The organism is Gilliamella sp. B3023 (assembly GCF_026536845.1).
Taxonomy (GTDB): Bacteria; Pseudomonadota; Gammaproteobacteria; order Enterobacterales; family Orbaceae; genus Gilliamella; species Gilliamella apicola_E.
The window spans coordinates 79,263-105,153 of sequence record NZ_JAFNNH010000004.1 but is presented as its reverse complement, the minus strand read 5'-3'; the positions used below and the strand labels follow the sequence as shown (position 1 = coordinate 105,153).

At 35.9% G+C, this 25,891-nt stretch carries 27 protein-coding genes; 16 read left to right on the top strand and 11 right to left on the bottom strand.

Annotation, left to right across the window (positions count from 1 at the left end; translation table 11 throughout):
- Positions 1-48: 48 nt before the first annotated feature.
- The gene (gene edd / locus J3U16_RS03800) at positions 49-1,854 is read right to left on the bottom strand and encodes a phosphogluconate dehydratase (RefSeq protein ID WP_065734970.1); all 1,806 of its coding nucleotides are present in this window, start codon (positions 1,852-1,854) and stop codon (positions 49-51) included.
- A gap of 48 nt (positions 1,855-1,902) precedes the next feature.
- Entirely contained in the window at positions 1,903-2,433 is a 531-nt protein-coding gene (locus J3U16_RS03795) for a gluconokinase, GntK/IdnK-type (RefSeq protein ID WP_065562927.1), read from the bottom strand.
- 289 nt (positions 2,434-2,722) lie between these two features.
- On the opposite strand from J3U16_RS03795, the gene gatA reads away from it, so the two are divergent.
- From gatA to J3U16_RS03755, 8 genes are all read left to right on the top strand, one after another.
- Positions 2,723-3,175: a PTS galactitol transporter subunit IIA gene (gene gatA, locus J3U16_RS03790; RefSeq protein WP_065734969.1), complete on the top strand. Its 453-nt coding sequence runs from the start codon at positions 2,723-2,725 to the stop codon at positions 3,173-3,175.
- Positions 3,176-3,192: 17 nt separating this feature from the next.
- A complete protein-coding gene (gatB, locus tag J3U16_RS03785) occupies positions 3,193-3,477 on the top strand; it encodes a PTS galactitol transporter subunit IIB (RefSeq protein ID WP_065734968.1) in 285 nt (94 codons plus the stop codon).
- A 4-nt stretch (positions 3,478-3,481) separates the two neighbouring features.
- Positions 3,482-4,867 carry a PTS galactitol transporter subunit IIC gene (locus tag J3U16_RS03780; RefSeq protein ID WP_267332086.1) on the top strand — a complete coding sequence of 462 codons (1,386 nt, stop codon included), beginning with the start codon at positions 3,482-3,484 and terminating at the stop codon, positions 4,865-4,867.
- A 95-nt stretch (positions 4,868-4,962) separates the two neighbouring features.
- Positions 4,963-6,006 carry an alcohol dehydrogenase catalytic domain-containing protein gene (locus tag J3U16_RS03775; RefSeq protein ID WP_267342512.1) on the top strand — a complete coding sequence of 348 codons (1,044 nt, stop codon included), beginning with the start codon at positions 4,963-4,965 and terminating at the stop codon, positions 6,004-6,006.
- Between the two features lie 93 nt (positions 6,007-6,099).
- Entirely contained in the window at positions 6,100-6,873 is a 774-nt protein-coding gene (locus tag J3U16_RS03770; protein ID WP_065734965.1) for a DeoR/GlpR family DNA-binding transcription regulator, read from the top strand.
- A 203-nt stretch (positions 6,874-7,076) separates the two neighbouring features.
- Positions 7,077-8,015 carry a tagatose-6-phosphate kinase gene (gene lacC, locus J3U16_RS03765; protein ID WP_220225301.1) on the top strand — a complete coding sequence of 313 codons (939 nt, stop codon included), beginning with the start codon at positions 7,077-7,079 and terminating at the stop codon, positions 8,013-8,015.
- 20 nt (positions 8,016-8,035) lie between these two features.
- Positions 8,036-8,890, top strand: a complete 855-nt coding sequence (locus J3U16_RS03760; protein WP_220225300.1) for a tagatose bisphosphate family class II aldolase — start codon at positions 8,036-8,038, stop codon at positions 8,888-8,890.
- Position 8,891: 1 nt separating this feature from the next.
- Complete coding sequence (locus J3U16_RS03755; RefSeq protein ID WP_267330557.1) at positions 8,892-9,554, top strand: HAD-IA family hydrolase; 663 nt, start codon at positions 8,892-8,894, stop codon at positions 9,552-9,554.
- Positions 9,555-9,673: 119 nt separating this feature from the next.
- Here J3U16_RS03755 and J3U16_RS03750 read toward each other — a convergent pair whose 3' ends face one another.
- The 4 genes from J3U16_RS03750 to J3U16_RS03735 form a co-directional block, all read right to left on the bottom strand.
- Positions 9,674-9,850 (bottom strand): hypothetical protein, encoded by a 177-nt coding sequence (locus tag J3U16_RS03750; protein ID WP_176713967.1) that lies wholly within the window; start codon positions 9,848-9,850, stop codon positions 9,674-9,676.
- A 78-nt stretch (positions 9,851-9,928) separates the two neighbouring features.
- Positions 9,929-11,098 carry an ABC transporter permease gene (locus tag J3U16_RS03745; RefSeq protein ID WP_267330558.1) on the bottom strand — a complete coding sequence of 390 codons (1,170 nt, stop codon included), beginning with the start codon at positions 11,096-11,098 and terminating at the stop codon, positions 9,929-9,931.
- Positions 11,095-12,231 carry an HlyD family secretion protein gene (locus J3U16_RS03740; protein ID WP_267330559.1) on the bottom strand — a complete coding sequence of 379 codons (1,137 nt, stop codon included), beginning with the start codon at positions 12,229-12,231 and terminating at the stop codon, positions 11,095-11,097. Before J3U16_RS03740 ends, J3U16_RS03745 begins: the two co-directional genes overlap by 4 nt.
- 58 nt (positions 12,232-12,289) lie before the next feature.
- On the bottom strand, positions 12,290-12,787 hold the full coding sequence (locus J3U16_RS03735) for a MarR family winged helix-turn-helix transcriptional regulator (RefSeq protein WP_065562925.1): 498 nt from the start codon (positions 12,785-12,787) through the stop codon (positions 12,290-12,292).
- Positions 12,788-13,065: 278 nt separating this feature from the next.
- Between J3U16_RS03735 and nirB the strand changes: the two genes are divergently transcribed.
- The 4 genes from nirB to cysG all read left to right on the top strand — a co-directional run bounded on the left by nirB (position 13,066) and on the right by cysG (position 18,199).
- Positions 13,066-15,588, top strand: coding sequence for a nitrite reductase large subunit NirB (nirB, locus tag J3U16_RS03730; protein ID WP_267330560.1), 2,523 nt, complete (start codon positions 13,066-13,068; stop codon positions 15,586-15,588).
- A 3-nt stretch (positions 15,589-15,591) separates the two neighbouring features.
- Positions 15,592-15,924, top strand: a complete 333-nt coding sequence (gene nirD, locus J3U16_RS03725) for a nitrite reductase small subunit NirD (RefSeq protein WP_065562923.1) — start codon at positions 15,592-15,594, stop codon at positions 15,922-15,924.
- A 22-nt stretch (positions 15,925-15,946) separates the two neighbouring features.
- The gene (nirC, locus tag J3U16_RS03720; RefSeq protein ID WP_065562922.1) at positions 15,947-16,714 is read left to right on the top strand and encodes a nitrite transporter NirC; all 768 of its coding nucleotides are present in this window, start codon (positions 15,947-15,949) and stop codon (positions 16,712-16,714) included.
- A 111-nt stretch (positions 16,715-16,825) separates the two neighbouring features.
- Entirely contained in the window at positions 16,826-18,199 is a 1,374-nt protein-coding gene (cysG, locus tag J3U16_RS03715) for a siroheme synthase CysG (protein ID WP_065562921.1), read from the top strand.
- 37 nt (positions 18,200-18,236) lie between these two features.
- Here the strand turns inward: cysG and narL are convergent, their stop codons facing one another.
- Together narL and narX are read right to left on the bottom strand one after the other, a co-directional pair.
- The gene (gene narL, locus J3U16_RS03710) at positions 18,237-18,890 is read right to left on the bottom strand and encodes a two-component system response regulator NarL (protein ID WP_220225295.1); all 654 of its coding nucleotides are present in this window, start codon (positions 18,888-18,890) and stop codon (positions 18,237-18,239) included.
- A 3-nt stretch (positions 18,891-18,893) separates the two neighbouring features.
- Entirely contained in the window at positions 18,894-20,702 is a 1,809-nt protein-coding gene (gene narX / locus J3U16_RS03705; RefSeq protein WP_267330561.1) for a nitrate/nitrite two-component system sensor histidine kinase NarX, read from the bottom strand.
- A 232-nt stretch (positions 20,703-20,934) separates the two neighbouring features.
- Between narX and rplU the strand changes: the two genes are divergently transcribed.
- The 4 genes from rplU (at position 20,935) to cgtA (ending at position 23,733) form a co-directional block, all read left to right on the top strand.
- Positions 20,935-21,243 (top strand): 50S ribosomal protein L21, encoded by a 309-nt coding sequence (rplU, locus tag J3U16_RS03700; protein ID WP_065562918.1) that lies wholly within the window; start codon positions 20,935-20,937, stop codon positions 21,241-21,243.
- Positions 21,244-21,258: 15 nt separating this feature from the next.
- Positions 21,259-21,519, top strand: a complete 261-nt coding sequence (gene rpmA, locus J3U16_RS03695; RefSeq protein WP_034883716.1) for a 50S ribosomal protein L27 — start codon at positions 21,259-21,261, stop codon at positions 21,517-21,519.
- 86 nt (positions 21,520-21,605) lie between these two features.
- On the top strand, positions 21,606-22,586 hold the full coding sequence (locus J3U16_RS03690; RefSeq protein ID WP_065562917.1) for a DMT family transporter: 981 nt from the start codon (positions 21,606-21,608) through the stop codon (positions 22,584-22,586).
- Positions 22,570-23,733 carry an Obg family GTPase CgtA gene (gene cgtA, locus J3U16_RS03685; RefSeq protein ID WP_065734956.1) on the top strand — a complete coding sequence of 388 codons (1,164 nt, stop codon included), beginning with the start codon at positions 22,570-22,572 and terminating at the stop codon, positions 23,731-23,733. The genes J3U16_RS03690 and cgtA overlap by 17 nt, the downstream gene beginning before the upstream one ends.
- Positions 23,734-24,077: 344 nt before the next feature.
- On the opposite strand, the gene J3U16_RS03680 is transcribed toward cgtA, so the two are convergent.
- The 3 genes from J3U16_RS03680 to nth are packed head-to-tail and all read right to left on the bottom strand — an operon-like array spanning position 24,078 to position 25,646.
- Positions 24,078-24,437, bottom strand: coding sequence for a hypothetical protein (locus J3U16_RS03680; RefSeq protein WP_065562915.1), 360 nt, complete (start codon positions 24,435-24,437; stop codon positions 24,078-24,080).
- 33 nt (positions 24,438-24,470) lie between these two features.
- Positions 24,471-25,001 carry an endonuclease SmrB gene (smrB, locus tag J3U16_RS03675; RefSeq protein ID WP_065562914.1) on the bottom strand — a complete coding sequence of 177 codons (531 nt, stop codon included), beginning with the start codon at positions 24,999-25,001 and terminating at the stop codon, positions 24,471-24,473.
- A gap of 6 nt (positions 25,002-25,007) precedes the next feature.
- Complete coding sequence (gene nth, locus J3U16_RS03670; RefSeq protein ID WP_065562913.1) at positions 25,008-25,646, bottom strand: endonuclease III; 639 nt, start codon at positions 25,644-25,646, stop codon at positions 25,008-25,010.
- Positions 25,647-25,891 lie beyond the last annotated feature (245 nt).

Below are 25,891 nucleotides of genomic sequence, written 5' to 3'. Positions count from 1 at the left end.
AGGGGGATTTTTACGATATCTGCCGCATTTTGCGACAGATAAGTTTGATTAAAAACTAACAGCACCTTCTTCAGCTGAAGATAAATTTTCTCTAACAACTGTATAAAGTTCTCGACCAAAACCTTTATGGGAATCGGTTAAATCGATTGGTGCTGGACTGCGTTTTGCGAGTTCAGCTTCATCAACTAATAGTGTTATTTCACCGGTTTGACCATTGACTCGGATCATATCACCTTGTTCAACTTTGCTTAATAATCCACCTGCATAGGCTTCAGGTGTAACATGAATAGCTGCCGGTACTTTGCCTGATGCGCCAGATAGCCGTCCATCAGTTAATAACGCAACTTTATAGCCGCGATCTTGCAAAACACCCAATGGTGTTATTAATTTATGTAGCTCTGGCATACCGATAGCTTTTGGGCCTTGATAACGAACAACTACAACACAGTCCTTATTGAGGTTGCCGGCTTTGTATTCTGCATCTAAATCATACTGACTATTAAAGACTACTGCAGGTGCTTCGATAATTTGGTGCTCATCGGTAACAGCAGACGTTTTCATTATCGCTCTCCCTAAATTGCCAGACATCACTTTTAAGCCACCATGAGAGTTGAAAGGTTTTTTTATTGAAGCAATCACATTTTCATCTAAAGATTCTTTAGGACCTTCGCGGAAGATGAGTTTACCGTTTTCTAAAATTGGCTCTTTCGTGTAACGGCTCAGTCCATGGCCAACTACAGTTTCAACATCTTCATGTAACAAACCACCGGATAATAGTTCTCGGACCAATAATGAAGTTCCACCTGCTGCTTGGAAGTAGTTAATGTCGGCCGGCCCATTAGGGTATATTCGGCTCAATAACGGAACAACTGTTGATAAGTCTGAAATATCGTCCCAATTAATAACAATACCCGCCGCTTTAGCCATGGCGACAATGTGCATAGTCAAATTGGTTGAGCCACCTGTGGCTAAAAGCGCAACTAAACCATTAACAATTACTTTTTCATCCACCATTTTACCAACGGGCATATAGTTTCCTGATTGGTTAGTTAAACGAGTGATCTGTCTTGCAGCGGCATTGGTTAGTTCATTGCGTAATGTTGTTTCAGGGTGAACAAAAGCGGCTCCAGGTAAATGTAATCCCATTAACTCAATGACCATTTGGTTACTATTTGCCGTGCCATAAAACGTACAAGTTCCACTGGTATGGTATGAGGCTGATTCAGATTCTAATAAATCTTCGCGAGAAGCTTTTCCTTCTGAATAAAGTTGACGAATGCGAACTTTCTCTTTATTTGGTAAACCTGAAGGCATCGGTCCAGAAGGAACAAAGATAGCGGGTAAATGCCCAAAAGATAGGGCCCCAATAAATAATCCTGGTAAAATTTTATCGCAGACTCCTAGATACAGTGCGCCATCAAACATATTATGTGATAACCCAACGGCAACAGACATTGCAATTACATCTCGACTCATTAGCGAAATTTCCATACCCGGTTCGCCTTGGGTTACACCATCACACATAGCCGGTACCCCTCCAGCCATTTGGCCAACAGCGCCGACTTCATGTAGCACTTTTCGAATTTGTTCTGGATAAAATTCATAAGGTTTATGTGCTGATAACATATCGTTATAAGAACTGATAATACCGATATTACTTTTTAATATATTTTTAAGATCATTTTTCTCATCGAGGCAACAAGCGGCAAAGCCATGAGCTAAGTTACTACAAGGCAAACTTGCTCGGGTAACTTTCTTTAACATAGCATGTTCTATTTTTTGCAGATAAGCTTCACGTGTTGCTTTAGAGCGATTAATAATGCGCTGAGTTACAGCTAAAATAGTGGAATTCACATTAACCTCTTAGATTATATTTATTATAATTTCTGAACTTTTATAAATTTATTCACAATGACATATCGAATTAATAACCTTCATGCTATCTTCAATAACACCATTTAGTGGTTGTTCAATATTGATAGCATAAACATCTTTTTCATTGGCTGTTGGTTCTTCTAATGCGTCAAATTGCGACTGTAGCATTCCTGTTTTTTGATAATGTCCTTGGCGTTTAGCTAAACGTTGGGAGATAACATCAAAACTTCCTTTTAAATAAATAAAGTGCACATTTTCATTTTCTCCACGAATAATGTCTCGATATTTTTCTTTTAATGCTGAGCAGATAATAATCGAAATATCATTGACATTACTCATTGCAAATGCAGCATTACTAATTAAGTTTAACCAAGGCATCCTGTCGTTATCATTTAGCGGGGTACCGCTGCGCATTTTCAATATATTGGCTTTGGGATGTAAAAAGTCACCATCTAGAAAAGCGGCATTTAGGTTATCGGCTATTTGTTTTGCAACAACCGATTTACCGCTACCTGATACACCCATGAATACGAAAACATTTTTCCTTTGTTGTGTCATTACGTTATTCTCCAAAATAACCTGTTACGGGTAACATTTTGACATTTTAATCCATTATTGCAATTCAAAAAAGTTGATTTTGTGATCTGGATCATACTTTGTTTTGGGTAAAGGTCTTTATCACGATTTGGGATCTCAAGTTTATTTTAAAAAATAGATTTCGATCACAAAAATATAAAATCTTATTTGTTTTTTATTTCGAAAGTATTTAATCTTTCGATATTGTTTTTGTTTTCGAAAGTTATAATTTAAAACGTAACATTAAAAAGATAAAAAATGGAGAGTAAATATGAATAAATGTCAGCTTCTTTTCGAAGACAATCTTAAATTTGACAATGAGTTAGCCTTACTGACTTATTTAAGTCAACAGTTACAAAAAAAAGGGATTGTCAAACAGAGCCATTTGAAAGCTTTACTTGATCGGGAAGCATTATATCCAACCGGTATTTTGCTCGATGGCTATGCGGTGGCTATTCCACATTGTGAAGCTGAACATGCTAACAGTCCTGCGATTTTTATTCTTCGCACCCAATCTCCGGTTTCGTTTCAACGTGCAGATGACGATGGCACCGTTGATGTTTCATTGATTATTTCATTGGTAGTGACTTCACCAGCTGATCAACTATCACTGTTGAAAGCACTTTTTACCCATTTACAAGATAAAGAATTTTATCACTTTTTATTAAGTCGTTCGCAAAACGAAGTGGTCGAACGTTTTAATGAAGTGATATTTAATCAATAAGTTGTTTAGGAGGCATTATGAAAAAAAAGATTATTGTTGCATGTGGTGGCGCCGTTGCGACGTCAACTTTAGCAGCAGAAGAAATAAAAGAGCTATGTAATGAAAATAATATTGAGCTCGATTTAGTGCAGTGTCGTATTAATGAAATTAATACCTTTATTGATGATGTCGACCTGATCTGTACGACGGCAAAAATGGATCAAACATTTGGCGATATTCCGATTGTGCATGGTATGCCTTTTGTGTCTGGCGTTGGAATTGAGCAGTTAAAAGCAAAAATATTGTCTATTTTAAAAGGATGAACCTATGTTTACTGAAATTATGCAGTACATCTTAGATTTGGGACCGTCTGTAATGCTACCCATTGTGATTATTCTGTTTTCACTTTCGCTAAGAATGAAAATTGGTGATGCATTAAAAGCCGGGATTCATATTGGGATTGGCTTTGTCGGTATTGGTTTGGTGGTTGGCTTATTAACCAGCTCAGTTGGGCCGGCAGCTCAAGCTATGGCAGAAAGATTTGATATTAGTTTGAATGTTGTCGATGTTGGTTGGCCTGGCGCAGCCCCTATGACGTGGGCATCGCAAATTGCGCTGGTTGCCATTCCCATTGCCATTGCAGTAAACATTGCCATGTTACTTTTAAGATTAACCCGTGTTGTTAATGTTGATATTTGGAACATTTGGCATATGACCTTCAGCGGGGCGCTGGTTTATATTGCAACCGGCTCTTACTGGCTAGGTATTGCTGGCGTGGTTGTACATGCAATTATTGCTTATAAATTGGGGGATTGGTTTGCTAAAGATACCAAAGATTTTTTTGAACTTGACGGCATTGCTGTGCCACATGGTACTTCGGCCTATTGTGGACCGATAGCGGTATTTGTCGATGCGGTGATTGAAAAAATACCTGGCATTAGAAAGATTAATTTCAATGCGGTAGATATGCAAAAAAGATTTGGCGCATTTGGCGAGCCAGTCACAGTTGGTCTATTTATGGGGATTTTATTAGGCGTATTAGCCGGTTATGGTGTTAAACAGACCTTGCAACTTGCGATTCAAACCGCAGCGGTAATGCTATTAATGCCAAGAGTAATTAAACCTATCATGGACGGTTTAACCCCAATATCTAAACAAGCACGTAAACATCTTCAATCAAAATTTGGTGGGCAAGACTTCCTTATCGGTTTAGATCCGGCACTATTGTTAGGTCATTCAACTGTTGTTTCTGCCAGCTTAATTTTTATCCCGTTAAGTATTTTTATTGCCATTGTGCTGCCCGGTAATGAAGTTCTTCCTTTTGGTGACTTAGCAACTATCGGCTTTTTTATCGCAATGGGTGTGGCGATTCATCAAGGCAATCTGTTTAGGATTATTATTTCCGGTTCAATCATTATTGCTATTACCTTATGGATTGCCACGCAAATGGTGCCACTAACCACTCAGCTTGCCGTCAATGCCGGTACTATTACTGCTGGTAATGGCATCTCGGTTGGTGCGATGGATCAAGGTGGTTCGCCAATTACTTATATCTTAGTTCAACTGGTTAATTTAAAACAACCGATCGGGTTTGCCTGCATTGGTCTCTTTTACCTGTTTTGCCTATTTTTGACCTGGCAACGCGCGCAAAAATACAAATTGTTATTAAAACAGCAATATGTAGAAGGTGCAAATAGCGTAAATGAGCAATAAAAAAGCCATTTTTTAAATCCATTAAGTAACGTTCACTGTTAAACCAGTGGACGTTAGAACAGCAACCTATTTGATTATTAACATAGGAAAATAATATGAAAGCAGTCGTTGTTAATGATGAGGGGACTTTATCTGTAGAAGATATTGAGATGCCCAAAATCACTTCACCAGATCAAATTCTGGTGAAAGTGGCGTATTGCGGGTTATGTGGTTCTGATATTCCACGCATTTTTCATCATGGTGCACATTTTTACCCAATCACACTTGGCCATGAATTTAGTGGCACGGTTGTCGAAATGGGCAGCGATGTGACAGAGTTTGAGATTGGTGATCTGATCTCTTGTGTACCTTTATTGCCTTGTTTTAAATGTGATGAGTGTCAAAAACATTACTATTCACTTTGTAAACATTACACCTTCGTTGGCTCAAGAATTACTGGCGGATTGGCACAGTATATCGTCATAAATAAGAGAAACGCCTTTAAGTTACCGAAAAGTGTTAGCCCTATCGAAGGGGCATTTTTTGAGCCAATGACTGTTGGGATGCATGCACTGTTATTGGCTGACGGTTGTCAAAATAAGAATGTGGTGATTGTTGGTGGCGGTACCATTGGTTTGCTTGCTATGCAGTGCGCCAAAGCGATGGGAGCTAAATTTGTTGCGGTATTAGATATTAATCAAGAGCGTTTAGATCTGGCTAAAAAGCTAGGTGCTGATGCGGTTTATCACTCTAAAAATATGACAGCTTCGGCGATCTATGAAGCACTGATGCCACATCGATTTGATCAGGTGGTATTAGAAACCGCCGGCACACCAGCGACAGTAAGCTTAGCCATTGAAATAGCTGGCGCTAGAGCCAAAGTCGGTTTGATTGGCACAATGCATCATGATGTGACTCTTTCAGAAAAAACATTCGGGATGATTTTACGAAAAGAGCTTGAGATCTTAGGAAGCTGGATGAATTACTCTGCACCATGGCCTGGCAAAGAGTGGCAACTCGTTAGTCAGTTTTTTGTTGACGGTAAAATCAGGTTAGATGAGCTAATTGCAGGGGTGGGTGATTTTAATGAATTTACTCAACAAGTTAGTGCATTAAACGGTCATCCAATGAACGGTAAAATTTTATTAAATTGCATTTAATTATCTGATTTAGATCAGCTATTAAAAATGAGCGCTTATCTTTTGATTTTGTTTGTTATACACTGCTGAAGAATTTTCGAAAAAGGAAATATTATGAATGCAAGTGAAAGACGTCAACAAATAGTCGAACTTATTAATGCGAAAGGAACTGTTTTGGTTAGTGATTTATCAGGACAATATGATGTTTCGGAAGTGACAATCAGAACAGATCTTCGTTTGCTGGAAAAACAAGGTGTTTTGACTCGATTCCATGGCGGGGCAACCAAAATCATGAGTAAAGGCGATTTAAAATCATTTAAAGAATTGCAATTAGAAGAACGTTATCAGCGTTTTATAGAGGCTAAAAAACGTATTGCAATTGAAGCAGTTAAACATGTCAAAGAGGGTGATACCATTATTTTAGATAGTGGTAGTACTACAATGTTGATAGCTGAAGAGTTAGTAAAACTCAAGCATATCACTGTCATTACCAACAGCCTTACTTCTGCATTTATTTTGTCGGACAACAGTGACATTATGTTATTTATGTGTGGTGGTACGCTGAGGCATAAGACTCGTTCTTTTCATGGAAAAATTGCTGAGCAATCGTTAGACGGCATTTCTGCTGATATTTTGTTTGTTGGTGCAGATGGAATAGATGCAAAAAGAGGAATAACAACGTTTAACGAAGGCTACACTATCAGTAGTGTGATGGCTAATGCGGCAAGGCAGGTTATTGCAGTTTTAGATTCATCAAAATTTGGACGAAATGGCATTAATATCGTATTACCACTTAATAAACTAAGTACCATTATTACCGATACTGATGTCGATAACAGCTATAAACAACAATTTGAAGAAAAAGGCATTGATTTTATAGCTGTTTAAATTTTGACTGGTGATTGTGTATCTTTTTGAATAAAGCTTAAAAGATTTTTTAGCTAAATAGTTGATTTTATATAGTTAACGTAATAATGACAATGGATTGTTGTTGGCTATTATGTTGATTAATATTATTAAACTAATTTAATTGTTTAAGCTTGTTATTTCTCCCAACGATATGATTTTGCAATCAATATGTAGGCGAGAATATGATATTAACAATTACCATGAATCCTTCTGTGGATATCTCTTATCCACTCAATACACTCCATATTAATGACATTAATCGTGTTACAAATGTTAAAAAAACCGCCGGTGGTAAAGGGCTAAATGTCACACGAGGTGTGAAATTTTCGGGCATCAATGTGTTAGCCTCAGGTATTGTTGGCGGTACAACCGGCCAGTATATTCAAAAACAGTTAGATAGTGACAATATCCATTACCATTTTTATGTTACTAAACATGAATCACGTAATTGTATTGCGATATTACATGAAGGTAATCAAACCGAAATTCTAGAATCTGGGCCAACACTCGAACAAAAAGAGGTGGATGCCTTTTTAGCGCACTATCAAACGTTAGTGGATAAAGCCAAGGTAATGACCATTTCAGGATCTCTACCACAAGGTTTCCCGGTTGATTTTTATGCCACATTAATTCAAATCGCCAATAAAAAAGCCATTCCTGTTTTACTAGATTCCTCCGGCAAAATGTTATTAGCTACGTTGGTCTCTGAACATAAACCTTACTTAATTAAGCCGAATAAAGATGAATTACAACAAATAATTCAGATGGATATTGATGTTAATGATACTGCTTCGTTGATTAAGGCGGTTGATCATCCACTGCTGAATGCAATCCCTTTTATCATCATTTCACTGGGTAAAAATGGAGCTTTTGCTCGTTGTCATCAGCAATATTATCAAGTTTCAATTCCTAAAATTGATGTTGTCAATCCGGTTGGGTCTGGCGATGTGACGTTAGCGGGTCTTGCAGTAAGCATTCATGAAAACGAATCGATAGAAACCATGCTCAAAAGGGCGATGACGATGGGCATGTTAAATGCCATGGAATCGCAAACCGGCTTTGTGAATATGCACAATTATGATGATTATTTCCAACAAGTTATTGTTAACCAAATTTATTAAATATTAATTAAGGAGTTATTATGTATCTTATTTCAAGTCAAGAGATGTTAAAAAAAGCGCAACGTGAAAATTATGCTGTTCCGGCATTTAATATTCACAACCTTGAAACAATTCAAGTTGTGGTTGATACCGCAAAACAGTTGCAGTCTCCGGTTATATTAGCCGCGACCCCCGGCACTTATCGTTATGCCGGAACAGAGTATTTAATCAACATTTGTAAAACAGCGGCCCAAATTAAACATTTCCCGTTTGCTTTGCATCTTGATCACCATGAAGATGTCGATGATATTCAAGCCAAAATTGCCGGCGGTATTCGCTCGGTTATGATCGATGCTTCACATCATCCCTTTGAAGAAAATATTGACATTGTGCGTAAAATGGTCGAATTTAGTCATAAATTTAATGCCAGTGTTGAAGCTGAATTAGGGCGTCTGGGTGGACAAGAAGACGATCTTGTTGTGGATGATAAAGACAGCGCCTTTACTGATCCGGATGCGGCAAGGGAATATGTCGAGCGAACAGGCATCGATTCTTTAGCGGTGGCAATTGGATCGGCTCATGGTATGTATAAAGGTGAGCCTAAATTGGATTTTGATCGATTAGCCAAAATACGCGATAAAGTTGCGATTCCTCTGGTGTTGCATGGCGCTTCGGGAATACCTGAAGCAATGGTGAAAAAATCGATTTCATTAGGTATCTGTAAAGTGAATGTGGCAACTGAATTAAAAATTGCTTTTTCAGATGCGTTGAAACAATACTTTCAAGCTCAACCGGATGCTAACGATCCAAGGCACTACATGCAACCGGCTAAACTGGCAATGGCGAAAATTGTGGAAGATAAAATTCGTATTTGTGGAAGTGCAGGTAAACTATAATATGAAAGCTAAAGGTATTTTGTTTGATTTAGATGGTACTTTGGTGAACTCTCTACCAGCAGTTGAGCGCTGCTGGTTGAAATTTGCTCAGCGGCATCATTTAGATGCCACTAAGGTATTAACAACCATTCATGGGCGTAAAGCTATCGATAATATTAAGCTGTTTTTACCTGACCAGCCTGCTAGTTTGATTGAGCAAGAATATCATTGGATGGAACAATTGGAGTCAAATGATGTACAAGGGATTGATGAAATACCTGGCGCAAGCGATTTTCTGCAGCTATTATCATCAATGAATATCCCTTGGGGGATTGTTACTTCCGGCACTAAAATTGTGGCTGAAGCAAGATTTAGTTTGCTACAGGTTGCTAAACCGTCGGTATTTATCACCGGCGAAATGGTGGCTAACACCAAACCAGCTCCAGACGGCTATTTGCAAGGCGCAAAACTGTTAAATTTAGCCGCCAGTTCGTGTATTGTTTTTGAAGATTCCGCTGCGGGCATTGAGTCAGCAAATAAGGCTAATTGTCAGGTGATTGGTGTTAATATGTCTAATTTGATTAATCATCATGCCCAGCTAACTATCGATAACTTTAATGATCTGATTGTTGAAAAAATCACAGGTAGCGATCAATTCATTATTAATAAAAAAACGTTTTGCTAATAGGATAACACCCGGCAACCTGCTTTTGCTCCACACAAGCGCAATCTATTTAACCGTCTTTAGATTGAAAGCATACAAAATTTAGCATAAATTTATGCATACTTTCAATCAGATAAAGGTTATTGCGTTGCCTTACTCATCGCTTGTTTAAAGGTTGAAAAAGTACAAAAGCCCTGCATGTTAATTGGGAAATTCCCCATTTCTAACGTCACTTTAGGTGGTGGGTTTCGCCGGTTTAATTTGGTTAAATGACGAATTTGAACGGTGGATTGATAAAAATATTCAATTTTCATCATCACTGGTCGCTTGGAATAATAGTAAAGAAGAAAGTTATTGAACCGCGGAAGCGTTTCAATAACTTATGTATGAATAAATTAATTAATTTGCGTTTGATTGTCTGGTTTTTTCAAGCGATTAACAAACATCATCACGATAAAAGCAATAACGGTTAAATAAATAATAAATATCCCATATGTTGATAACATATCGACAAATGAGCGTCCTCGTATACCTATATCGCGGAAAAAGCGGAAGAGCCAAACTAATGGAAATGCGTGGCTGACATAAAATGCCCAGATTGGCATAATGCCTACCGCCATGGTTGAGCCACCCATAATGAATCCTGGTGGAACAAGGAAAATCATTCTGCTAGCACCTTCACCTGGATGATTGGTATTCCAAGATAATAAGAAGCCTAACCAGCCAAAAGCGAGTCCAGTCATAAATACACTAGGTACAAAAACAAAGTAATTACCATCAAAACGTAATTGTCCAAATAAAACCAGTATTGCAGTAATTAAAGTTAAAGCAGTGGTATAAAATAGGGCATAAGGCACGGTTCTCGCTAATAGTGGTATAAAACCACGTTCTATTACGGTATTCCACATCCCCATTGTTTTTAATCGGCCAATTATCATTAATGATGTTAATCCATACGTTAATGACGAGAAGAAGTAAACGAAATAGATTATAGTGGATATTGTTGATGAACTAGACGGATTAAACATGGTCCTAGTTTTTAATTGCATTGGTGATAAGGTTGCTTCAGTTGCTTCTCTTCCAAGTCCTAATGCTGCAACTTTGCCAACGCTCAATTCAGCACCTGATTCAGGGATGATTTCATTAAGACTTTGCATTACCTTGGCATTTTGTGCGTCATTTGAATCATCAGCAAAATAACCTAACTTAACGGTTTGATCCCCTTTTTTTAGAGACTTTTCAAGTCCTTTAGGAATATATAACACTCCTAAATTACGGTCGTGTGATACTAATGTAATTGGATTTATTGGTGAGCGAATTACTTCTGTTATTTCAATAAATGGTGAAGTATTTACTTTACTGATTAATTCAGTTGAGTAATTGGAACCATCAAGATCAATAACAGCAATTTTTCCTTCAAAAACTGAACCATGGCTTAGCACAATTGAAAAAACAAGTGATACGATAGCAGCTAAACCTAAGCACACTTTATAATAAGGAATGAAGTGGCCTGATAACATAGCATCAAGCTCTTCAAGCATAGATTTAATGATGTTTTGCATCATTGATCAACCTCAATTGTCATACCAGTTAATAAATGCGGTATAGGTTCTATATAAATTCTGACTTGATAAGATGTTAAATCTGCCTGTCCTCGTTCCCGAGTCATTCGTAAATCAGCAAATGAAGGCGCCGCGGTTGCAAAACGGACAGTACCTTTTACTGTTTTGTCTAGGGCAATCACATTAGCTTTTACTTTAGTTTCAGGTTGATAATCATTAACCATTTTTTCGTTAACATAGATGTCAACATATTTACGGTCTGTTTCTAACAATACTGCTGGTGCGCCAGCAGGCACCATTTCACCATCTTCAAACATTAGTTTTAGTACTTTTCCATCTTCTGGTGCAACTAATGTAAGGCGGCTATAATTTACTTTCAGTTGTTTTAAATCAGCTTCGGCTTGTGCGAGTTGAGCACGGATTTGAGCAAGTTGATTTTGGCGATTTTGCAGTTTTTGTCTAGCAATAGTAATCGACTGCAATGTCATACCCGTTGCATTTCTAGTTTGTTCAAACTGGGTGATTTGCTCAGGTGATGCACCAATCATCAATGTTGATAATTGACTTTCAATCTGTACAACTTGCATTTTTGAATTAATGTAGGCATTGCGTGCAGCATCAAGTTGTGATTGTGAAGTACCTCCAGTTTTTCTTAATTGAGTATGACGTTGAAATTCAGTATTAGCTAAGTCTCGAGAAGATATTGCAGCTTCTAAGTTCGCTTTAACTTCTTCTATTTTCCGCCACGTTGATAATTCATTGAGGTTAGTTTCATTTTCAGTGATTTCGATTGCTGCTTGTTCTTGATTAACTGCGGCTGTTTGACTATCAACTAACGCTTGTAAGCGATCTATTGATAGCTGCGTATCAGTATCTTCAAGTTGCATTAATGGATCGCCTTTTTTTACAAATTGTGATTCTTGGACAAACCGTTTAATGACTTTGCCACCTACATTTTGAAATGCAACATTGATTTCATCAGCAGTTAATACGCCTGATTTGATACTTTTAGCAACAGTTACTGCATCGTTCCTTGAACCAAGACAAATCAATGTTGATCCAATTAGAAGTAGCAATAAAAATATAGCAGGAATTTTAATGTTTTTTGGTAAATCTAAGTTTAGTTTATTTTTCATTTATTTAGTCAGCTAAGTATATTGTTAAAATATCATGATTTTTAGTGATTAAAAGCAATTATTTACGTAATAATTTACGTAACATTGCAATTAAAGATTCCTGCTCTTGTGCATTTAAAACCTGAGCAAAAGCACGAATCGATTTTAAGTGATTAGGTAGCGCTTTTTGTATAAGATTTACACCAGTTGTGGTGAGCCTGATTAGTCGAGAACGACCATCTTCCCCACTTTTCGTCATCGATATTAAAGGATCTTGCGCAGCTAACATCCGTTTAACCATTACTGAGACAGTTGCAGGAGTGACGCCAACTTTCAATGCTAGCTCGCTAGCGCAGGTTTCACCTTCACTATACAATGACATTAGCAATGCAAATTTTCCTTCAGAAACATCATAATCTTTTGCAAGTTGTGCATAAATATTAGAACGAATTAAATCGGCAGTAGTAATTAAACTTAGGACCAGATCAACGCCTGAAACCTCGATAATTTCATCATTAAAACTTTGTGCTTTTGCTAAAGTTTCGCGCGAAGGAAGTATTCTTGAGTTGTAATTCAATTGCTTTACCTAATTTATTTAGTCGGCTAATTATACTGGTTTGTCCTAAATTGGCAATTGTTTTTTTACTTTAGTTTGAGAGGTTGATCTCATTAATTTGTTAATTTTCATTGATATTTAGTTAGTCAGAAATGATAACTTATTGTTTTAAAGCTTATTATTTAATCTACTACTAAAGTGGTAATCCTTGAGGGTAATTATATTCTATTTAAAGTTCCTTAAAATATCGTATAGATAAAAATTAAATAATTGAATTAAAAATAAATTTGGAGCTTTTTATGAGTAAAACCAATCTCGTTATTATAGGCAATGGGATGGTTGGACATCGTTTTGTCGAAGAAATTATCGAAAAAATGCAGTCTGATAATTTTAAAATTACCATCTTTTGCCAAGAACCAAGAGTAGCTTACGATCGTGTTCATCTTTCTTCCTATTTTTCAGGCCATACTGCAGAAGCACTGTCTTTAGTTCGGGAAGGCTTGTACCAAGAAAATGATATTAATATTTTACTTAATGAACGGGTTATTTTGATTAATCGCCAACGTAAAGAGGTGCATTCACAAACTGGGCGTATTGTTTCTTATGATAAGTTGATTATTGCAACGGGCTCTTATCCATGGGTTCCTCCAATTAAAGGTGCTGAAGGGGCGAATTGTTTTGTTTATCGTACCATTGAAGATCTCGATGCGATTCGTGATTGTGCTAGTAATTGTAAAATAGGTGCAGTTGTCGGTGGAGGTTTACTTGGACTTGAAGCTGCTGGTGCATTGAAAAACTTAGGTGTTGAAACTCATGTTGTCGAATTTGCTCCAGTCTTAATGTCAGAGCAACTTGATGCAATGGGGGGTGATCAACTGCGTAGAAAAATCGAAGAGATGGGAGTTGGAGTTCATACAAGCAAAAATACTCAAGAAATTATTCATACCCCATCAGGTAAAGTTATGCAATTTTCTGATGGTTCATCACTTGAAATTGATTTTATTGTTTTTTCAACTGGCATCCGTCCCAATGACCAATTAGCTAAAGCGTGTGAATTAGATATTGGACCTAGAGGAGGTATCGTTATTAACGATTATTGTCAAACTTCAGATCCGGATATTTATGCCATAGGTGAATGCGCCTGTTGGCAAGGTAAAGTTTACGGTTTAGTTGCACCTGGTTACAAAATGGCACAAGTTGCCTTAGCACATTTAATCGGTGAAAGCGCTAAATTTGAAGGTGCCGATATGAGTGCTAAACTCAAATTAATGGGTGTCGACGTTGGTAGTATTGGTGATGCAAAGGCTAAAACAATAGCTAGCAGAAGCTATGTTTATTTAGATGAAAGTGTACCAGTTTATAAAAAGTTAGTGGTATCTAATGATAATAAAAAACTATTAGGTGCTGTTTTAGTTGGTGATACATCTGATTATAGTAACTTGCTGCAACTGATGCTTAATGATATGGATTTACCTGAACATCCTGATTCTCTAATTTTACCATCACATGCAGGTGCTAAGCCTGCATTAGGCGCTGACGCATTACCTGATAGTGCACAAATATGTTCTTGTTTTGATGTGACAAAGGCAAAAATTGTTCAAGCTATTCATGCTGGTTGTCATACTGTTGCTGCAATTAAAGCTGAAACTAAAGCGGGTAGTGGTTGTGGTGGTTGTATACCACTAGTAACGCAAATCCTTAATTTGGAATTAGCGAAACAAGGTATTGAAGTAAGCCATGCACTTTGTGAGCATTTTAAATATTCTCGGCAAGAGCTTTTTCACTTAATTCGTGTTGAAGGATTAACTTCCTTTGATGAAGTGATAAAAAAACATGGTACCGGCTATGGCTGTGAAGTTTGTAAACCAACAGTTGGCTCTATATTAGCTTCATGTTGGAATAATTATATTCTTAAACCAGATCTTGTACCGTTACAAGATAGTAATGATATCTTTTTAGGTAATATTCAAAAAAATGGTACTTATTCAATTATTCCTCGTAGTGCTGGTGGTGAAATTACCCCGGAAGGATTGATTGCAATTGGTCAGATTGCTAAGAAATACAATCTCTATTCAAAAATTACTGGTTCACAACGTATAGCGTTGTTTGGTGCGCAAAAAGATGATCTTCCTGCTATCTGGAAAGAACTGATTGATGCTGGTTTTGAGAGTGGTCACGCTTACGCTAAGGCATTACGTATGGCAAAAACTTGCGTAGGTAGCACTTGGTGTCGGTTTGGGGTAGGAGATAGTGTTAGTTTAGGTGTCAAATTAGAAAACCGCTATAAAGGTATTCGAGCGCCTCATAAATTCAAACTTGGTGTTTCAGGTTGTACCCGTGAATGTGCCGAAGCTCAGGGTAAGGATATTGGCGTTATTGCAACTGAAAAAGGTTGGAATCTTTATGTTTGTGGTAATGGTGGTATGAAACCTCGTCATGCCGATCTTTTAGCTGCAGATTTAGATCGAGAAACCCTTATTCGCTACCTAGACCGTTTCCTTATGTTCTATATTCGTACAGCGGATAAATTACAACGGACTTCTGTCTGGTTTGAAAACCTTGAGGGGGGGATCGAATATTTGCGTAGTGTCATTATTGATGACAAATTAGGTATCAATGACGAACTTGAAAAAGAGATGGCTCGCATTCGTAAGCTTTTTGTCTGTGAATGGAAAGAAACTGTTAATAATCCAGAAGCACAAATCCGGTTTGCTCATTTTATTAATAGTCCTAAACGAGACGATAATGTTCAGTTTGTACCTGAGCGACAACAACATCGTCCCGCCACCCTTGAAGAACGTCAAGTTATGTCAGGAGAGTAGATTATGAGTCAATGGGTAACTATCTGTAAAATTGAAGATATTTTTCCTGAAACAGGAGTTTGTGCTTTAGTTGGTAAAGAGCATGTCGCTGTTTTTCGTCCTTTTCATTCTGACGAGCTTTATGCGATTAGTAATATTGATCCTTTTGCTAATGCTAGTGTGCTTTCTAGGGGGATTATTTGTGAGCATGAAAATGAATTATGGGTTGCTAGTCCTCTGAAAAAACAACGCTTTCGTTTAAAAGATGGTTATTGTTTTGAAGATGCAAGTTATTCCATCGCACACTATGAGGTCAAAATTGATAATGATGGATTTGTTAAAGTTAAATTTAACTAATAAATAAAAATAGGAATAATAAATGTATACAGAAACAATTAATAAATGTGCTGTTAATGCAGCACGTATTGTTAAATTAGCTAAAACCAATCCTATAGGGTTTTGGCTAAGTTCTGCTATGGCTGGTGCTTATGTTGGTCTGGGTATCATATTAATTTTTACGCTGGGTAATTTGCTTGATGCATCAGTTAGACCTTTAGTTATGGGAGCAACATTTGGAATTGCATTAACGTTAGTTGTTATAGCGGGCTCGGAGTTATTTACTGGGCATACCATGTTTTTAACATTTGGTGTTCAAGCTAAAAAGATTACACACTTTCAAATGTGGTGGGTATTACCACAAACGTGGCTAGGCAATTTACTGGGTTCTATTTTTGTCGCTGCTTTATTTTATTGGGCTGCAAGCCCATTATTGGCAACAGATACTTCCCTTATACATACTGCGGCATTAGCAAAAACATCCACTCCCGCAATGGCGCTGTTTTTTCGTGGAATTTTATGTAATTGGTTAGTTTGTTTAGCTATTTGGATGGCAAATCGAGTTGAAGGTTCAGCTAAATTTATTGCTATATGGTGGTGTTTATTGGCATTTATTGCTTGTGGGTATGAGCATAGTGTTGCTAATATGACGTTATTTTCTCTTTCTTGGTTTGGAAATCATACTGATGCCTATACTTTAGGTGGTATTGGGCATAACTTGTTATGGGTTTCGTTGGGTAATTTAGTATCTGGAGCACTCTTTATGGGCTTAGGATATTGGTTTTCAACACCTAAAGCAGATCGACCTTAATCATTATTGAATAAGGTTGTAATTGTTTAGCTTACTGTTTTTAAGAATTATTGGATTATTAACAGTAAATTTTTTAGATCAATAAGATATTAATGGTTGTTTTTAAAGTCTATGGATTATTTACCTTTATTTTGTAAATTAGAAAACCGTGATTGCTTATTAGTTGGTGGTGGGGAAATAGCCGAGCGTAAAGCTCGGTTATTGCTTGAAGCTGGCGCAAATTTAACTGTCAATGCTCTTGAATTTACTCAGCAATTTGTCTGTTGGCAAGAACAAAAACAATTGGTTTTAATACAAGGTGAATTTGATACACAACTACTCGATAATAAATGGTTAGTTATTGCCGCAACAGATTGTCAACAAACCAATCAGCAAGTCAGTATAGAATCAGAAAAGCGACGTATTTTTTGTAATATCGTTGATTCACCTAAAGGTGCTAGTTTTATTATGCCTTCTATTATTGATCGCTCTCCAATAATGGTTGCGATATCTTCAGAAGGTCATGCTCCTGTATTGGCACGGTTATTACGTGAAAAACTAGAAGCGATTTTACCGCAAAATATTGGCAAACTAGCGAAATATGCTGGTTATTTGCGTAATAAAGTAAAAGCAACTTATCAAAGCATGACTGAACGAAGAAGATTCTGGGAAAAGCTATTTACACATGATAGGTTAGCTCAAGCTATAGCTAATAATGATTCAGAAAAAGTTGAAATGTTAACTAATGAATTATTTGAAGAGCCCGTTGATTATCGAGGTGAAGTGGTTTTAGTTGGTGCCGGTCCGGGTGACCCAGGGTTGTTGACATTAAAAGCTCTTCAACAAATTCAACAAGCCGATATTATTGTTTACGATCGATTAGTATCCGATGAAATAATGAATTTAGCTCGACGAGATGCTCAGCGAATTTTTGTCGGTAAGCGGCCTGGTTTTCATTGTGTGCCACAAGAACAAATTAATCAAATATTACTTGAGCAAGCCCAAAAAGGGTTGCGAGTAGTAAGACTTAAAGGTGGTGACCCCTTCATTTTTGGTCGAGGCGGAGAAGAGCTTGAAACACTATTTGATGCTAATATTCCTTTTTCGTTAGTACCAGGAATTACAGCTGCTTCAGGATGCTCAGCCTATAGTGGAATACCATTAACTCATCGTGATTATGCTCATAGTGTTCGTTTAATTACGGGGCATTTGAAAGATGGCACTCATTTGGATTGGCAAAGTTTAGCTGCTGAAAAACAGACTCTCGTTTTTTATATGGGATTATCACAAGCAGAAAATATTAAAACACAATTAATTAAACATGGTATGGATAGTAATATACCTGTGGCTATAGTAGAAGAAGGTACAAAAGCCAATCAGAAAGTTGTAGAGGGATTATTATGTGATCTTACTCAACTTGCATTACATGCTTGTAGTCCTAGTTTAATTATTATTGGACGTGTAGTTGCATTACGCAAAAAGTTAAATTGGTTTTCTAAACTTTAATGTTAGATAAAGTGAAGAATGGCATAATTAGTACTAGCTATTCTTTACTTTGTAAATACCATACAGTCATTTCCATTCTTGATTTAAAATTTAATTTTTTAAATATACTTTTTATATGGACTTTTACTGTGTTTTCGACAATATCTAACTCTTTCGCTATTAATTTATTTGATAATCCTTGAACTAATAAATTAAATATTTCTCGTTCTCTTGGTGTGAGTAAATTAATATTATGGGACTGATTTGTAGTCGTGCCTCCACCATGACGCATATAATCAAGAATAATAGGTGAAATTGCTTCATCCATGGTGATTTTGCCTTCAGAAATATCTATTAATGCTTTCAGAAGGTTTTCCGGTTCCATATCTTTTAATAAATAGCCATCAGCACCGGTTTTGATAGCAGTAATGATATCTTCTTTTGCATCTGATACAGTAAATATAATGATTCGTGCAGAAATATTTTTTTCTCGTAAATAACGCAAGATTTCTAATCCATTCACATCATTCATATTGATATCTAATAATATAATGTCCGGATCAAGTGTTTCTGCAAGCATAACCCCTTCTAAGCCAGAGCCTGTTTCACCGATAACCTCAAAATTATTGATTGTTTTTATAAGCTGCTTAACCCCATTTCTTAACATGGGATGATCATCAATAAGTAATATTGAACTTTTAACTTGTTCCATTTGTTATTCTTCTATCATTTTAAATGGGATCATTGTAGTTGCTTTAAACGTTATTACAATCTCAGTACCTAGATTAGGCTTACTATTAATGGTTAAATTTCCATTTAATATTCCAACTCTATCACGCATAATTATTAATCCATAATGATTATCTTGATTAGCATTATTTTGTAAACCAATACCATTATCTTTTATGCTGACAGTAATAATCTGGTTATCATCAATAGTTAAACTTATTTTAACTTGTGTTGCATTAGCATGTTTATAAATATTATTTAAAGATTCGCGTACACATTGCAATAGATGGAATGCATATTTGCTCTTAATGACATTGAGAGGTAGTTGATATTCAGCTTGTATTTTAAATTTCAATTTTTGATTAAATTCTTCGATCAATTCCATTAAGCTGGCATAAAAACCGGTTTGATTAAGACGTAAACGAAAAGAAGTTATTAATTCTCTTAATTGAGAATATGTAATATTAACTTCTGTACGCATAATAGCTAGCAAATCACTACTTGTCTGTGAGGTTAAATCTGGTTGCATTTGTAAGCAACTAAGATGAATTTTTAAACAAGAAAGAGATTGTGCTATAGAGTCATGTAGCTCTCTGGCCATTGCTGAGCGCTCTTTCATTAATAGATATTGTTTTTGTTGTTCTATTTGCCTATCAAGCATTAGTGCTGTCGTCATTTGCTCGACTAAGGCTGTAATTAAATTTTCTTGTTCTGCACTTAGATGCATTGTTGATGGTTGTAGAGCAAATAAAATACCAAATTTTTCACCTTTTTCTTGAAGATACCAATAACGTTGAAATCCATTTTCTTGATAAGATTTTGATGGAATAAGGCAAGCGTTACATTCTGAATTTTGGCAATAAGGTAGTCTTTGTTGGTTGGCATAGCTGATTTGTTGATAATGTTCTATATTATCCGACTCATAAAAACGAATTTGAAACTGTGTTAATGGCACTAATTCCTCAAGCTGGCGGAGTATAATTAAAAAGCGTTCACATAATGGATCTGATGTGTGCAGTTGTTTTATAGCTTGATACTGAAACGACAATATTTTATTGATTTGTTGTAATTCGGCAGTTTTTTCTGTGACACGTTCTTCTAATAATTGGTACTGCAATTCAATTTGTTCTGCCATTTCATTGAAGGCTTGCCCCAATAAATCAAATTCGTTCTTTTTACTTTTCTTACTGTTAAATCGTTGGCTAAAGTTATGTTGCGAAATAGATTCAGCCATATTAATTAATTTGCGCCAAGGCGCAAGAAGATAACGACGTAAATAGTAAATTTGCGCAAGAAGAAATAGAACAATAAGAATGATAAAAACAAATTGCAATTGTGATATATAATGGATTTGATTTTCTGTTTTTTGATCAATTTGATGGACTAATTTATCGGTCTGAGTTACAAACTTATCAATTTCATTTTTTATTTCATCTATACTGTTTGCTTGTTTAATTTTGGGGACAATATCAGTTATCCATTGAGACTGTAATTGGTTAAGCTCATCAATTAAATGGTAACGTTCAAATAATTTTAATTGCTCAGAAGACGGAATATCATTAAAAATATTAAGTCGATCATAGTCCTTTTTTTCAATCGGGATCATGGCTAAAAATTGATAGCTTTTCATCCTAATTAAACCCAATTGGTTTATCATATAAGCACTGCCTTTAGTATCATTAGCTACTTGTATTGATAAAAACAAAGCTAATAACGCCATGGCACCTAAAGAAAACATTAAAAGTGTTAAACGATTTAAAATAGATGCACTGTAGCGAAATTTTCTTTTTAGCATATCGATACTCAATATTTTTGTGTTAAATATTGTTTAAATAAATAATAATTTAGCTCTATTGTATCGTGAAAACCGTTGATCAAAGATCTTTTTTATGACTTTTTGCGATCTTTTATTAAACAGCGCTTGCAACAAGCATAAATTTTGCGTAAAATTCACGCCCTATAAGATTAATCAATGCAGACATATATGTTAAATCAGGAATCGTCTGCTTTTTATTGCGGAGTTAAGTATGTACGCAGTTTTCCAAAGTGGTGGTAAACAACACCGAGTTAGCGAAGGACAAGTCGTTCGCTTGGAAAAAATTGAAGTCGAAACAGGTGCAGAAGTTGTTTTCGATAAAGTTTTAATGGTAGCAAATGGTGAAGACATCAAAGTTGGTGCTCCGTTTGTTGAAGGTGCAACAGTTAAAGCAGAGATTGTTGAGCACGGTCGTGGCGAGAAAGTGAAAATTGTTAAATTCCGTCGTCGTAAACACTATCGTAAACAACAAGGTCACCGTCAGTGGTTCACTGATGTGAAGATCACTGCAATCGCTTAATAGGAGTATCGAACAATGGCACATAAGAAGGCTGGTGGTTCATCACGTAATGGTCGTGATTCCCAGAGTAAACGTTTAGGTGTTAAACGTTATGGTTCTCAAGAAGTTCTTGCTGGTAATATTTTAGTTCGTCAACGTGGAACTCAATTCCACCCAGGTACTAATGTAGGTTGTGGTCGTGATCATACCCTATTCGCGTTAGTTGATGGACAAGTTAAGTTTGAAGTTAAAGGACCTAAAAACCGCCGTTATGTTAGTGTAGTTGCTAACAGCTAATAAACCAGCGGTTCATAAGTTATAGAAGCCTCACAGTTATTGTGGGGCTTTTTTCATTTCTTGAAATTTATATAAATTAATTCATTATGATAAAACAGCAAAATGTTAAATTAGGTTTTGCGCTAGCCATGTTGACGTCAGTGATGTGGGGACTCGTGCCAATTGCTATGAAATATGCATTAGTTGTTATTGATCCATTAACGTTAGCTTGGTCACGCTTAAGTATATCAGCAGTAGGTATAACGCTTTGGTTGGCTTATAAAAAACAATTTCCTAATTTGATGATGTTTAAAAAACGACGCCGTTTTATTCTATTAATGATTGCCGGATTTGGTTTATTAGGTAATTTTGCGCTTTTTGCTACAGCTGTTCAGTATTTATCTGCAACTACAGCTCAAGTTGTTGGACAAACTGGCATTGTCATATTTATGATTTCTAGTGCTTTTATTTTCAAAGAGAAATTAAGACCAACACAAATTATTGGTATTACTATATTGTTAATTGGTTTAGCGCTATTTTTTAATGAAAATCTAGCAGATCTCTTTGCCAATATGTCTTCATATGGTATAGGTGTGTGGCTGGCCTTATTAGCCTCTATATCATGGGCATGTTATGCATTAGCGCAAAAAGTATTATTAAGAAAATTAAGAGCAGAGCAGCTACTTTGGTTGATTTATCTTATATGTAGTATCTTTTTATGGCCTCTAGCATCGCCGACTAAAATTGCTAATGCTGATTTTAGTCAATTGTTTGCAATTATTTTTTGTGGTTTAAATACCATTATTGCTTATGGTGCTTTAGTTATGGCAATGGAGCGTTGGCAAGCTGCGCAAGTAAGTGCTATAACAACACTGACACCACTTTTTGCACTGATTTTCTCAGATTTATTTGCTTTACTATGGCCAGAAAAGTTTGTAATGCAATATTTAAATATTATAGGTTATATTGGCGCGGTATCTGTTGTAGCAGGTGCAATGTTTGCAACAGTTGGACATCATTTATGGCAACCTAGAAAGGGCTGGCTGATTAACCGAAAAAAGAGGACAAATAATGAAATTTGTAGATGAAGCTTCAATTCGAGTGGAAGCTGGTGACGGTGGCAATGGTTGTGTTGGTTTCCGTCGTGAAAAATATATACCTAAAGGTGGTCCTGATGGTGGCGATGGTGGAGATGGTGGCGATGTATTTTTTATTGCCGATGAAAATCTAAACACACTCGTGGATTTTCAATTTGAAAAGAACTATCGCGCTGAACGTGGTCAAAATGGACAAGGTTCTGATTGTACCGGCAAGCGAGGTAAAGATATTACCGTTAAAGTACCTGTTGGGACTCGTATCACTGACAAATATACTGGTGAAATTATTGGTGATCTAACTCATCATCAACAAAAAGTCCTTGTGGCTAAAGGTGGTTTTCATGGGCTTGGTAACGCACGTTTTAAATCATCAGTGAATCGAGCTCCAAGACAAAAGACTGATGGTACACCGGGTGAAAAACGTGATGTGCTACTAGAACTTTTACTATTAGCTGATGTTGGTATGTTAGGTTTGCCTAATGCAGGTAAATCAACGTTTATTCGTTCAGTTTCAGCAGCAAAACCGAAAGTCGCTGATTATCCATTTACAACTTTAGTACCTAGTTTAGGGGTAGTTAGAATGGATAATGAGCAGAGTTTTGTTGTTGCTGATATTCCAGGGTTGATTGAAGGCGCATCGGATGGCGCAGGACTTGGTATTCGTTTTTTAAAACACTTAGAACGCTGTAGGATTTTAGTTCATCTAATTGATATTGCTCCAATCGATGAATCAGATCCAATTGAAAATGCTAAAGTTATTATTCAAGAACTTCACCAATATAGTGAAAAATTAGCCAATAAACCGCGCTTGTTAGTTTTCAATAAAATGGATGTATTGGGTGAAGAAGAAAGTGCCAAATGTGCAGCAGAAATTGCAAAAGCACTCGACTGGAATGATAAATATTATGTGATTTCAGCAGTTAATCATGAAGGGGTAAAAGCTTTATGTTGGGATCTAATGGACTACATGAATGCGCATCCTCGTGAAGCAGAAGAAGCAGAAACGGCAGCAGAAAAAGTTGAATTTATGTGGGATGATTATCACCAACAAGCGATGGATGAGGCTTTTGATGACGATGATTTTGATGATTGGGATGACAGTGACGAAGAAGGGGTTGAATTTATCTATCAAAAATAGTAATAACCTAAAATAAGTTAAACTTATCATTTCAAATTATCAACTAAAAAATCACCATTACAAAAATACAGGGTGACATAGCCCTGTATTCCTCTCTATTATTCTCTATTATTCTAAAGCTAACACAATGATTTCATATTAAAAAAAATTGGTGGTTTACATTTTTCTTTTATTTTTTGAAAAAAGTCAAAAAAAACGCTTGCTTTTAATAATGAGAATTATTATCATTAAGATGTACTTGATTAGAGCGTCGCAAGACTTCTGAAAAAGTATGACATTGCTCACATTGCTTCCAATGTTTGCCAGCCTAGCGCAACTATGCTGGCTTTTTTATTTTAAAGTGATTAAAAATACGATGTTTTGATAACTAATTGATCATCAATGACCATTTTCCATTGACCGTCCTCAAAATAAGGAGGCTTACTTACTTTGAATAAAGAATTTAAACCTAAAACCCCTACTTTAAAATCATCACCAATAAATTCTTGTATCGGCCCTTCAACGCTTTTAGTTACCCCATCTTTTTTATAATTGTAAATAACTTTGGCGTCTTTAGTGATAGTTATCACCATATATTCACCTTGCCATTTGCCAATATAGTTACTTTTTTCTGAAGGAATTGCATCAAGTCCGCCACATGCAGTTATAAAGATAGCAAGTATTAGAAATAAATAAACATGTTTTATTTTTTTTAATAATTTCATTTTTTTATTCCTTATATATTTAAAATTTATTTTTTAGTTATTGATGGTATCAAATAAAATAAGTAATGCTGCACTGCCGCCAAATTCTTTCGGTGCTTGATGAAAACAAATGATATTAGGATGCTGGGCTAACCACATTGGGGTTTGTTTTTTTAATATGTTTTTACCGTGCCCATACATGATGCAAGCGCAATTGGCATTTTCTTTTAAACAAACGGCGATTAATGCTGCTATTTCTTTTTTCGCTTCTTGCAGAGTTAATCCATGTAAATCTAAAAAGAATTCAGGTGCATAAAATCCACGTCGTAATTTTTTCAATTCATTAGGATCTGAGTTTTCACGACTATAACGAATCGGATCTTCTTGTAATAGAGGTTGGTAATCATCAGAAAAGTAAAATTCATTATTTACTTTTTCATGTTGAATTTTTTGATTTTCTATTAGCTTTTGAGATCGTTTTTGAGGTTTATGAATCACAGTATCTTGTTTGAGCTGTTTGGTTTTACCAATACTATTTTTAAACAAGTCTATGTCTTCATGATCTAATATAAATTTATTCGACATTGATTCTCACTCTGGATAAACTTTTTCTTTAAATTCACACAAATCTTCAATAACACAAGATCCACAACGAGGTTTTCTAGCAATACATGTATATCTACCATGTAATATTAACCAATGGTGACAATTTATTTTGTACTCCTTTGGTACCACTTTTAGTAACTTCTCTTCAACTGCTTCAACGGTTTTACCTGGAGCAAAACCAGTTCGATTACTTACCCTAAATATATGTGTATCGACCGCAATAGTTGGCCAGCCGAAAGCTGTATTTAACACAACGTTGGCTGTTTTTCTACCCACACCAGGTAGCGCAATTAATGAATCAAAGTTTTCGGGGACTTGTCCTTGATATTTATCAACCAAAATCTGACAAGTTTTAATAATGTTTTCAGCTTTACTATTATATAAACCTATTGTGCGAATATAATCTTTTAATTTATCGACGCCTAACGCTAAAATTTGCTCTGCAGTGTTTGCAATCGCAAATAACGGTTTTGTAGCTTTATTAACACTAACATCTGTAGCTTGGGCTGAAAGTACAACGGCAATAAGTAGCTCGAACGGTGTTTGATACACCAATTCGGTTGTAGGATCTTTAATATGATCTTTTAGTCTTTCTAAAATTTGTATTCGTGTTGATTGTTTCACAATATATTATAAACATAAGATGGTTAATTAATATTATATACTTTTATTTTAGATTTAACCGTAGGATCTATTGAGTTTTTATAAAAGTTAAGACTATTAAAAATCTATCTATTGGAAAATAATAAAATATTTTTACTTTTGAATTGTTTTTTCTTTTTTATTTAACATTTATCTGCAGAAATCACCTGCTTTTTAGCATTGGCTTTTTGTGGTAAGCTAGCCAACTATTTTTTAATTTCATCATT